Raw genomic sequence first — 13,055 nt, forward strand, 5'->3', positions numbered from 1 at the left:
TGGAACACCAAAAGTAACAAACCCTAATTGAATTAAACTGTTACACTAAATTACAAAAAAATGTCTTTATAATAAATATTATTTTCACTAAAACAAATAACACAGAGAATTGCAATCTTTGTGCCATTCTCTGTGTTTTCATCCGTTAATAAAAATCTAGAATCATTACTTCTTCCAAAAATTAATCACTATATGTTTACAACATTATAGGTTCTTTAATTGTTGGGAAAAATCCTATTCCTATAGCATATTCCAATAATAAATTTATATATTCTTGACTTGGCTCTAAACAAGATATACCTACATGATCTAAATACCTTTGCGTATTTTTACAAGAAGGAATGGATACCGTTCCTTCTTCTACTGCTTCTAATAAAGGCATAATTAATTCTAGTGCTTGTTGATTTTGAGAACTTAAATGAGTAGCAAAGAATTTATCTATATACTCTTGTTCATCCAACAGTCGTATATCATATCCAAAACCTTTTAGATTGTTAATAAATTGCTCCCAATTTAGTTGGACTGGATTACAGATATGCATTGTCTGTCCTATTGTGTTATCCATATAAGATAATTGAGTAATAGCACTACTGCAATAATCCACTGGAGTTAAATCAATATACGTATGAACTTTTGGGGCTGCTTTTGAGAGAAATATCCCTTTCAATAAGCGATAAAAAGCATTTTCATTTATATTATATTGGAATTGTCCAGTAACAGAATCCCCCACCAAATTTCCAACTCGATATATGGTTGCGCGTATCCCTTTTTTTATTGCTTCTCTCACTATTTTTTCGGCTTGAAATTTACTTTCAAGGTACACATTATCTAATATTTGTCCTCTATCAAAGTCTGATTCAAAAAATAAGAATTCATTTGGATCATTTTCAGCATGACCTACCACACTTAAAGTAGATATATAATGAAAACGTGCATCTGCTTTTTTAGCTAACCTTAATAAATATTTTGTAGATTGAACATTTACCTTTTGGAAATGTTCACGTTCTCCATAATGTCTAACATCTCCACCACAATGAATGATAGTATCTAAATCATTTTTTAAAGTATTAATAATTTGTGAAGAAAGACCGAGGTTTATCAAAGATAAATCTCCTTTTAAAAGAATAATCCTTCCTTTCATTTTTGAAAGAATTTCAGTTCCAAAGTAAAATTCCATCCTCTCTTCTAATTTCCCCCCAAGCTCTTGTTTATCATTATTACGCACTAAACAATATATAACCGTTGAAGGTAAATCTAATAATTGCTTTAAAATATGAGCACCTAAATATCCAGTCGCTCCTGTAAGAAGTACTACTTTGGGATATTTGATCAATCCTTTATAAGACATTGATGAAAGATTTGGAATATCATCGTTCTTATTGCTATCTTTTTCACAATAAGAACGATTAGGTACTCTTTCTTCTTTTGTTTCCAAATCACTTATATTTTCAATATGATGCGATAACTTTTCTATTGTTCTATATTGAAAAAAGTCTTGAATTTTAAGGTTTGGGTACAATGATTTTAATTGCACTAAAACTGGCATAATTTTCAGGGAATGTCCTCCTAAATGAAAGAAATTATCCTTAAGACCTATAGATTTAATATTTAAAACTTCAGACCAAACCCTTGCGATATTTTTTTGCACGGTAGTTTTAAGCTCAATTATAGATTCCTCTCTAGAATTATGCTCATCTTTTATTTCTAGCAATTTTCTAAAATCAACTTTTCCATTTGTAGTGACTGGAATCTCAAGTACATGAGTATAATTTCTTGGCAACATATACTCTGGTAATACACTAGATAAATGTGAAGATAAATCTTGATTTGACACTGTTTGATCATCTACTGTTTTATAATATGCTTGTAATAACATCCCATCTTTGCTCGGGATTACAACCGCTTGCTTAATTCTTGGAAACTGTAAAATGGCATCTTCTATTTCTCCTAATTCAATTCGATGCCCCCTTATTTTAACTTGCTTATCTCTTCTGCCCATAAATTCTATATTTCCATTCGGTAACCATTTCGCTAAATCACCTGTTCTATACAATTTATGTTTTGTATCTCCTGAAAATGGATTTGGTATAAATGAACACTTTGTTTTATCTTCTAAATTCCAATATCCTTTCGCTAAACCCATACTATCAATATATAACTCACCTATAACACCAATTGGACAAGGCTGCATATAAGAATTCAATATATAAACTTTCGTATTAGAAATAGGCATACCAATTGGAACATTTTTAAAATCATCATTCACACATGTTGTGATTGGATAGAACATTGCTGTAACAGTTGATTCTGTAGGACCATATTCATTTACAATTTGTATTCTATTTTGAAACATACTTTGCCAATTTTTTATGGCAGTTGCTGACGCAGCTTCTCCGCCCATTATGATCATTCTTAAAGATTTTATCTTTTCAAAGTCTGTTGGAATCAGTGATGTAGATAACTCATTAAAAAACACTGTCGGTACATCTGAAATAGTCACTTGCATTTCTTGAATAGCTTGAATATAGGCTCCAGTTGAATATCGTTGTTCATTACTTAGTAGATATAATTGTGCTCCATTTAATAGAGTTGAAAAAATTTCTGATACTGACGAATCAAAGCTATGTGAATAAAATTGAGTCACTTTATCTACATTTGATACATCAAATACTTCTTTTCTCCATTGAGCTAAATTTAAAACACCTTTGTGAGTTAATAGCGTACCTTTAGGTTTTCCTGTTGATCCTGATGTATAAATAATATAAGCCAAATCATCTGGTTCATTTATAATGTTAATCTCACCATTCACATCAGTTTGTTGTATTTCTTCCATTGTAAAAATATTTATGGCATCTGAATTTAAGTGTTTTTTATATTCATGGTTAGTAATAATCCTACAAGCTTCACTATCTGTTAAGATATATTCAATTCGCTCTTTAGGATACTTCACATCGATTGATATGTAAGCCCCACCAGCTTTTAATATTCCAATCATCGCAACAATACTATCTACACTTCTATCTAAAAATATTGCTACTTTATCGCCTCTCTTTACGCCTTTTTCCCATAAATAATGAGCTACTTGATCGGAATAGTTATTTAATTGCTCATAAGTCAAGGAAGAATGCTCTGTTGATAACGCAATTTGCTTTGGATATAGCTCCACCTGTTTACAAAATTGTTCCTGAATATTTTTGAAATACGGATAAGATTTTTCAGTGTTGTTCACTTTTGTAAATAATTGTTTTTCTCTATTCGATAAAAAATTAAGCTTTTCATATGATACTGTCCGTTGTTTAATAAATCCTTGCAGTATAGTTAAAAAGTTTTGTGCAAATCTTGCAATAGACCCTTTCTTAAATAAATCCATATGATATTCAAATACTACATCCACATGATGTTCACATTCTTCAATAGACATTGAAAGATCAAATTTACTAAATTCCTGCTTAGAAGCTAAGAATTGAAGGCTATATTCATCATTACTTTGTAACATTTCTTTTTGATAGCTAAACATGGTTGTAAAAATTGGATTGCTATTAACACTTCTATCTGGATTTATAGACTCAATTACTTTATCAAATGGATAAGATTGATTTTGAAAAGCATCTAAACATTTCTTTTTAACTATTTGCAATAATTGTTGTAAATTTTTCACATCATATAATTGTGTTCTTATTGCTAAAGTATTTACAAAAAGTCCTTGTATATGTTCAAATGCCTCATGATCCCTTCCTGAAACTGGTGTACCTACAATGATATCTTTTTGGTCAGTTAAATAATGCAATAACTGAATATAAGTAGCAAAAAATAACATATACATGGAAACATTCTCTTGTTCACAAACTTGTTTTAAAGAGTGATGAACTTTCTTATCCACCTGTAGCCTAAATACCCCTCCTTTATTTTTCTTTTTACTAGAATGGTGAAAATCTGTAGGAAGATTTAATACTGGTAACGAGCCATCCATTTCAGAAATCCAATACTTTTTCTCTTTATCCCATTCCCCTGTATCTAATTTCATTTGTTGCCATGCACAATAATCGACATAACGATTATGAATACTAGATAAATTAGGAATTTCTCCCTTATATAAAGTTTGATAGACTGTCATTAATTCATCTAATAAATATTTAAGGCTCCATTCATCTGAAATAATATGATGTAAATTTATATATAGATACGAAGCTTCGTTGTCTATATTAAACAATTGAACACGGAATAATGGTCCTTTTTCCAAGTCAAATGGCAAACAATCCATTTCCTGTATTCTTTTGTTTATATATATCTGTTCCTCTTCTTTAGTAGTTAGAAAAACATCTTCATAATGAAAATGGATAGGAATTGTTTTTAAAATGATTTGTTGCGGTTCTCCATTCTTTTCAACAAAAATTGTCCGCAACATTTCATGCCTTTGAATAAGAAGCTCTAAGCTAGCTTGTAATACATTTTTCTGTAAGCCTGGTTTTATATATAAATGTATAGGGATATCATACACTCTATCTATAGGATTTAATTTATGCAAAAACCACATTCGTTTCTGCGCGTTAGAAAGCTGATAATATTGTTTATCTTTTATTTTGGAAATATTTATATCTATTTTAGTATTTTCATTCTGTTGGTCACTTAATTTCTCAATATAAGCAGACAAACGAGAAATTGTTCGATACTTAAAAATATCTTTAATTTCTAATTTCACATGAAATACTCTTTGAATTTGATTCAATACTTGTACTGCGATTAAAGAATGTCCACCTAGTCCGAAAAAGTCTTCATCTTTACTAATCATTTGTTTTTCTAGTTTTAAAACATATGCCCAAACTCCCGCCAATTTCTTTTCTGTATTACTTGTAGGTGGCATATACTGATCAGCTTTTTTTTCAAGCAAAGATGTTATTTGCATCTCTAATTTCTTTCTATCAATTTTTCCACTTGGTGATAATGGAAATGTTTCACACTGAAATAAATAATTTGGAATCATAAAATCTGGTAGTTTTGTATTTAAGAATTCTTTTAATTCATCATCTTTAATAACTTTATTATCTTTGGATACATAAAAAGAAACCATTTTATCGTTTTTATAAACAAATGATACTGTATCTTCTACTTTTGGATGTTGTAATAATACTTCTTCAATTTCACCAAGTTCAATTCTATATCCTCGTAATTTTACTTGATTATCTTTTCTACCCAAAAACTCTACATTTCCATTTGGTAAAAGACGGGCTAAATCACCAGAACAATAAAACACTTTATTGGAATTTTTCAACAAGTCAGAAGTAATGAACGCTGCTTTCGTTTTTTCTTCTTGATTGATATAGCCTTTCGCAACACCTTCTCCACCAATATATAGTTCCCCAATTACATTCGGAGGACATAAGGTACCAGATGGACTTACGATAAAAACTTCACTATTATGAATTGGTCTACCGATGGGAATGATAGACTGTTCATCCAATATCTCTTCTTTAATTTCATGCATAGTTGTACATACAGTTGCTTCTGTAGGCCCATATGCATTAATAATCGGAATTTTTAACCCCATTTTTTCTTGCCAGTTACGAACTGATTCAGCAGGTAATGTTTCTCCTCCAACAAATATACATTTTAAAGAATGCAGATTACATAACATATCTTTTGGCATCGTTACTAACAGTTTAAAAAATACAGTCGGTAATATACAATAATTCACATGTTTTGTTTGTATTACTTTTATGAAATCTTCCACAGAACGCTTTTGAATTTCGGAAATGATATATACTTCTCCACCCGATAAGAGAATCGGAAAAATTTCTATTATAGACGCATCAAAAATAATAGATGCAAACTGTAAAAATATTTCCTTATTTGTTAATGAAAAATTATTTTTCAATGAATAAGATAGATTCACTACCCCTTTATGTGGCACCGCTACCCCTTTAGGTAAGCCCGTTGACCCAGAAGTATAAATAATATAAGCAATATCCGCACTAGTATGTTGACGCTCGAAAGGTTCATAAGATGTAAAGTACTCCAATTCATCTATACATAACATTTTTATATCACACTTTAAAATGAACTCCCTATATTTTTTGCGTGTGATGACAATCTGACTTTCACTATCATTTAATATATATTGAATTCTGGATTCAGGGAATTCCGGGGTAATCGGAACATAAACTCCACCTGATTTTAGTACACTAATTATTGATACAATTGTATCAATCTCTCTTTCCATCATAATCGTTACGCGTTGGCCTTTTTTCACATTATTTTCACATAGGTAATTAGCGATTTGATCGGAGCGTTGTTTTAATTCACGATATGTAATCTGTTGATTTCCCATTGATATCGCTACTTGGTTAGGTGATTTCATTGCTTGGATGTCAATTAATTCGTCTAAAGTTTTAGAACCCGGATATTCTTGAATTTGCGAATTTATATTTCTATACAATGCATAGTCCTTATCTAGAAGTAAATCTAATGAATGGATAGGTTTGTTCGCATTTAAAATGAATTTTTGTAATAAACGTTCAAATCTCTCTATTAAATTATGAATTGTTTCCGGTTTATATAAGTTTGTATTATAATCAATTTCAATTTTACATTCATCATTTTCTGTATATCTTACAATCCTCCACACCATATCAAACACAGTCACTCTTTTACTGTCTGTCATCACTTTCGTTTCAATACCAGGTAAATGCAATTCTGGAAGGTTGATCATATTAAATGCGGTTGAATATGTAAAATCCAGATTCGAATTATACATTGATTTTACATTTTGAATAAAATGAGAAAAAGGATAATTTTGATACTTTATTGCTTCATTAACACGCATATCCACCTTCTTAAGTAATTCTTGAAACGTATCATTTTTTGAAACAGACACAAATATTGGTAACGAATTAACAAAATACCCAAAAACATTTTCTTTTAAAAATTTAGGTCTCGTATTAATCGGCATACCAACAACCATTTCTTCCTCATTTGTCATTTGGTGAAGCAAACTAAAATAAGTACTCAACATTACTCTATATACGCTTACTTGATTTTTTTGTGCAAAGTCTTTTATTTTAACAAATACATCTTTATCCAGAATTTTACTTATACACTCTCCAGAGCCTTTCTCACTATCCATTCTATTCTCATTAAAATCAGCGGGGAATTTTGTATACGGTAATTCACAATCAAAAAATTTTTCCCAATACAAATGCGCTTCATTATAAGAAGTACTATACATTTTATTATTTTCATATTCGATAATTTTTTTATAAATGGATTCTTGATTAATAATTTGTTGATTTGAAGCTAATTCCGTATAATTATCAGATAATTGTTGAATAAATATTCCTAAACTACATCCGTCAAAAATAATATGATGAAAGACTATCTGAAAAATGTATTCATTAGAATCTAATTTTATTAATTGAGTTCTAAATAATGGTCCATCTTCTAAATCAAAATGTTTATAAATTGTATGTTCCAGATATTTTGTCAAGATAGATTCTTTTTCTGCTTCATGAAATTGCGTTAAATCATGCACTGGCATATCAAATTCTATTTTCCTTTTAATAACTTGTTTAACCGTTGAATCATTTTTTATAAAGACAGCTCGTAGTGCATGATGAGACTCTATAATATTAGAAAGAGCTAATTTTAAAAATTCTATATTAAGCCTTCCTTTTAGATGAATAATTACTGGTTCATTATAAATCCCCTCCTTTAACTCCATTTGATTCGCAAGCCATAATGAATCTTGCCCTACAGTTACATTCATTTCATCAATTGCTTTAGCATTTCTCTGCATTTCTTTCATAATAAATTCCTCCTTTGATTTTATCTATCAAACTAGAAATTAGATATTTTTTACATTTAGAACTATATAAGTAAATTCCAATCTTTGTAAATGTATTTCACTCGACCAAATTCTACATTTTTTGTATTTTTTGAATAATTATTAACAACATGAATAAAACGCTTTTCAATATAGTAATTTTGTTTGCATTTCATTCAAATTGAGCATAAAAATAAACTTATTTAATAATTCGAACTTTTTTCGAAATATCAAAATAAGTAATCAACTCAAAATGAACACATCCATTGCACCGAAAAATTGTTTATGCAATATGTTAAATCATTGAATAATTCCATAAAAATTCTATATATATTTCTAGTAATGTCTATCTAGAAAGGATGAATTTTTTATCATGGAATTTAGGTTATTAGGCAATACTGGATTAATTGTTTCAGAAATTGGATTCGGTGCTTGGGCAATTGGTGGTGATGAATGGGGAGATGTGAAAGATTATGAATCGATTGAAGCTATAGAAAAAGCTATTGATCTTGGAGTTAATTTTATTGATACTGCAGACGTATATGGATTAGGACATAGTGAAAAACTTGTTGCTCAGGTTATTAAACAACACCGAAAAAACATTGTTCTTTCTACAAAAGGTGGATTGATTGGTCATCACTATGACCCAAATCAAAAAGCAGTTTATGGAACACCACAAAAAATTATCAATGCATTTGAAGCCAGTTTAAAAAGATTAAAAACGGATTACATAGACGTTTATTTCTGTCACATATGGTGGAATAAGAGAGAGGAAATGGAGGCATTCTTAGAAGCATTTCAAATATTAAAACAAGATGGAAAAGTTCGAGCAGTTGGAGTTTCCACTAATGATTTAGAGTACATTAAACAATTTAACCAACACGGAGATCTCGATGTTATACAATTCGATTATAGTATTCTTAATAAGGAACCTGAAAAAGACATACTTCCTTATGCAAAAAAACACAATCTCGGCACTGTCATTAGAGGACCACTAAAAATGGGTATATTAACTGGAAAGTTCTCCCCAAAAACTACCTTTCCAGAAAATGATTTACGAAAAGATTGGCCTACAGAAAAATGGTTTCAAGATAGCTTAGAGAAAGTAGAAAAGTTACGTACATTAGAACGAACAAATCGAACGTTAACACAAATTGCCCTACGATATGTACTAAGTCATCCAGCTGTTTCAGTTGCAATTCCTGGAGCCAAAAAGCAACTTCAAGTTGAAGAAAACTCTGCCCATTTAATACGTCCATTATTATTAGAAAATGAAATGAAATTTATTAAAGCACTCTGATTATAGTAAATTATTTTCATGAAAGTTATCCTCCATTATCGACTTTTATAATGGAGGATAGCATCAAATATATTTCATTTTATGTAATAATCACTAAGCAAAATAAAATATTATCACGAAAACAAGTCTTTATATCGGTTGAACTAATGTATTCCCTTTCAACCGATATAAAAGAATCTAATTATACGTAACAATTGAAATATTATCTATAAATTTAATTTATTTTAAAAGACTATTTTATACTTGCATCGCTTTTTCTTTTAATGCTCTTCTTAAAATCTTTCCTGTCGTATTTTTCGGAAGTTCTTCTAAAAAATCAATGCTGCTTGGGATTTTATATTTCGCAAGGTGAAGCGCGCAATACGCCATTAGTTCTTCTACTGTCACATTTGTTGTTTTCGGTACGACGTATGCTTTCACCGCTTCGCCTAAATTTTCATCTGGAACGCCGATTACAACTACTTCCGCAATCGCTTCGTGCATATATAACACTTCTTCTACTTCGCGCGGGTAGACGTTATAACCGCCCACAAGGACGATATCTTTTTTCCGGTCTACAATGTAAAAATAACCTTCTTCATCCATTTTTGCTAAGTCGCCTGTGTAAAGCCAGCCATCTCGAAGTGTTGCGGCTGTGTCTTCTGGCGCTTTGTAATAGCCCTTCATTACATTCGGGCCGCGAACGATTAATTCTCCCACTTCTCCAACTTGTACTTCATCGCCTAGCTCATTGACAACTTTGTTTTCCACATTCAAAATGTTTGTTCCAATTGATCCTGGTTTACGCGGACGATCAAGCGGATTAAAACATGTTACAGGTGATGCTTCTGATAATCCATATCCTTCCGAAACGATGACGTTAAATCGGTTTTCAAAGTTTTTAAGAAGGGCAACAGGCATAGATGCACCGCCAGAAATACAAAAGCGGAGCGTATGAACATCTTCGGCACTTGCGTCCTCATGTAAATATAAATAATTGTACATCGTTGGTACGCCAGCAAATATTGTAGCTTCGTATGTACGGCAAATGCGGAATACTTCTTTCGGGCTAAACTTCGGCAACATTAAAATCGTAGCGCCGTTTACAATTGGTGCATTGACAGCAACCGTTAAACAAAAGACATGGAACATCGGCAGCGCCGCAATGACACGGTCATGCTCTGAGTATTGTAAATACGAAGCAACATCGCTTGCATTACTATATAAATTTTTGTGCGTTAACATCGCCCCTTTTGGCTTTCCTGTCGTTCCTGATGTATATAAAATAACGGCAATGTCTTCTTCTTGTATATCTGGACCTTGGTAAGCGAGGTCCCCGCTCGCCACTAACTTCGTAAACGTTTTCAAATTTTCGGTTTCTTCATGAGTTGAATCTGCTGAGGTTTCACAAATGATAATATTTTCAATAGAAGGAAGTCTAGATGTAAGTGATTGCATAACTGGTAGAAGGATGTCTAGTGTGATGATTGCTTTAACGTCTCCATTTTGTAAAATGTAATATAGTTCATCCGGTGTATAAATCGGATTGACTGGAATAACTGTTGCCCCGGCACGCATCGCTCCGTATAAACCGATTAAAAAGTGCGGCGAATTCCCAACAATTAATGCGACATTGTCTCCTTTTCCAATGCCCATTTTTGCTAAATTACTAGAAAACTTTATGACCATTCCGTTAAATTGGTCATAAGATACCGACTGATCCTGAAAAATATAAGCCGGCTTGTCTCCTTTCTTTTTCACCGTTTCGGCTAATCTTTGAACGAGATTCACAAAATCCCCACCTTATATAAAATTTAAAAAATTCTAAATACATTATATTAAAAGAAAATTGCCGGTGCAAGTTACATTTTATAAAACATATATAAAAAAACAACCACACGTAAGATATGGTTGTTTTTCAAATGGTTAAAAGAATAAAGATAAAAAATCTTCTTTTGTTATATTACCAAAATAACGTGGCACTTCTACATCAGCTAGCGCCGTCGCAAATGCTTCCTTATCAAACACCTTACCACTTAAGCGTTCTTCAATATCACGTACATCTTCAACACCGAAAAAGTCCCCGTAAATCTTGCATTCTGAGACTACGCCTTTCTGTACTTCTAACCGAACATCTACTTGTCCAACTGGGAAACGGTGTGAATGCTGTATGTTAAACTTTGGAGATTTCCCATAGTTCCAATCCCAATTTCGATAACGTTCTTCTGAGATTTTATAGATTTCTTTCCAATCTTCTTCCGTTAATTCATACGTTGGAATCTCACTTTCTCCTTCAAAAATATTTTCTAAAAGCAGCTGTTTAAATTCTTCAATTGTAATTTTTTCATTTAAAAATTCCGCAATATTTGCAACGCGACTGCGAATCGATTTAATTCCTTTTGATTGAATTTTATCCATCTTTACATTCAATGCCGAAACAACATGGTCGATTTCGGAATCAAATAATAATGTACCGTGACTAAACATACGTCCTTTTGTCAGGAATTGAGCGTTACCAGAAATTTTTCTTCCTTCCGCTAAAATATCATTACGGCCGCTTAATTCTGCGTTAATCCCTAATTTCCCAAGCGCTACTGTCACCGGCTCTGTAAACTTCTTAAAGTTATGAAAACTATCTCCATCATCCTTCGTGATAAAGCTAAAGTTTAAGTTTCCTAAATCATGATACACAGCGCCGCCGCCAGAAAGACGTCTTACAACGTGAATTCCCTTTTCACGTACGTAATCAGCATTAATTTCTTCCACTGTGTTTTGATTCTTTCCGATAATGATAGATGGTTCATTAATGTAAAATAGTAAATACGTTTCATTAATGTTTAAGTTTTTCACACAATATTCTTCAATCGCTAAGTTAATCGTTGGATCTGTAATTCCTTTATTATCGATAAATAACATCGTTTCACCTCAAGATTCCCAAACGTAACCGCTATGTGCAAGTACGATGCGGCCGTTAAAAATTTGTTTTGCCTCCGTTACTAAATCAGATAACTCTCCTGCATGTGGCAAATGAGTTAAAAGCAGTTCTCCTACATTTGCATGTTTTGCAATTTCTCCTGCTTCTGTACTATTCATATGCCCAGCTTTTGATCCATCTTGATGCGCATACATGTTACATTCACAAATGAAGACATCTGCATTTTGTGCAAATGAAACAAACTCCGGAATGTAACTAGAATCCGCTGTGTATACAACCGTTTTTCCACCTGCTGTAATACGCATCGCAAAACAAGTTACTGGATGAACTGTTTTTAAAAACGAAATAGAAAACGGACCAATTTGCAATGTTTCTTCTGGCTGATACGCAATCCCCTTCGTATAAGGCGTATGTGTTAACGAGGCAAACCCATTTTCGTCAAAAGTATGTCCATAAATCGGCAGTTCTGGTAATACACCATTTATCAAGCTTGCAACTAAACGTGCATACTGAAGTACCCCAATATCAGCAACATGATCGTGATGATAATGCGATAGCAGAACAGCATCTATATCAGAAGGAGTTATGTATTTTTGAAGCTGTGCTAGTACACCACTGCCACAATCGACAAGTAAACGAAAGCCATCATGTTCAAATAAATATCCAGACGTTGCTTCTCCCACCTCTGGAAAACCGCCCCAAAAGCCGACAACTGTCATTTTCATATGCGTTCATCCTTTCTATTTCACTTTCTCTTTTACATTCTTAACTATAATGGATTTTCTACACATTTTCATTATTTTCAATTTTGTTATAAAACAGTTATTGACTTTAATCTTTTGTACTAATACAATAATACTAAGAAATGGAAATGGAGGGATTTACATGTTAGATCAACCAATGGAGTTTTTTAGAAATTTACCGGCAAAAACTTGTTCCCACTGCGGAAAAGAAATTGATGAGCAGCACGAAGCGTATCACAATAAATGCGAAGATTGTACACACGAAGAATAATAGATTGTAAA

General features: G+C 32.0%; 6 protein-coding genes. 2 read left to right on the plus strand and 4 right to left on the minus strand.

Annotation, left to right across the window (positions count from 1 at the left end; translation table 11 throughout):
* Positions 1-196: 196 nt before the first annotated feature.
* On the minus strand, positions 197-7,798 hold the full coding sequence (locus tag MR076_RS19905; protein ID WP_242223488.1) for a non-ribosomal peptide synthetase: 7,602 nt from the start codon (positions 7,796-7,798) through the stop codon (positions 197-199).
* Between the two features lie 391 nt (positions 7,799-8,189).
* Here MR076_RS19905 and MR076_RS19910 point away from each other — a divergent pair, with 391 nt between their 5' ends.
* A complete protein-coding gene (locus tag MR076_RS19910; RefSeq protein ID WP_242223490.1) occupies positions 8,190-9,116 on the plus strand; it encodes an aldo/keto reductase in 927 nt (308 codons plus the stop codon).
* Between the two features lie 237 nt (positions 9,117-9,353).
* Here the strand turns inward: MR076_RS19910 and MR076_RS19915 are convergent, their stop codons facing one another.
* The 3 genes from MR076_RS19915 to MR076_RS19925 all read right to left on the minus strand — a co-directional run bounded on the left by MR076_RS19915 (position 9,354) and on the right by MR076_RS19925 (position 12,755).
* On the minus strand, positions 9,354-10,886 hold the full coding sequence (locus MR076_RS19915; protein WP_242223492.1) for a fatty acid--CoA ligase family protein: 1,533 nt from the start codon (positions 10,884-10,886) through the stop codon (positions 9,354-9,356).
* A gap of 135 nt (positions 10,887-11,021) precedes the next feature.
* Entirely contained in the window at positions 11,022-12,011 is a 990-nt protein-coding gene (locus MR076_RS19920) for a lipoate--protein ligase (RefSeq protein ID WP_242223494.1), read from the minus strand.
* 9 nt (positions 12,012-12,020) lie between these two features.
* A complete protein-coding gene (locus MR076_RS19925) occupies positions 12,021-12,755 on the minus strand; it encodes an MBL fold metallo-hydrolase (RefSeq protein ID WP_242223496.1) in 735 nt (244 codons plus the stop codon).
* Positions 12,756-12,915: 160 nt separating this feature from the next.
* Between MR076_RS19925 and yhfH the strand changes: the two genes are divergently transcribed.
* Positions 12,916-13,044, plus strand: coding sequence for a protein YhfH (gene yhfH / locus MR076_RS19930; protein WP_242223497.1), 129 nt, complete (start codon positions 12,916-12,918; stop codon positions 13,042-13,044).
* Positions 13,045-13,055: the final 11 nt, after the last annotated feature.

This window comes from Bacillus cereus group sp. BfR-BA-01380 (assembly GCF_022663535.1).
Lineage (GTDB): Bacteria > Bacillota > Bacilli > Bacillales > Bacillaceae_G > Bacillus_A > Bacillus_A cereus_BB.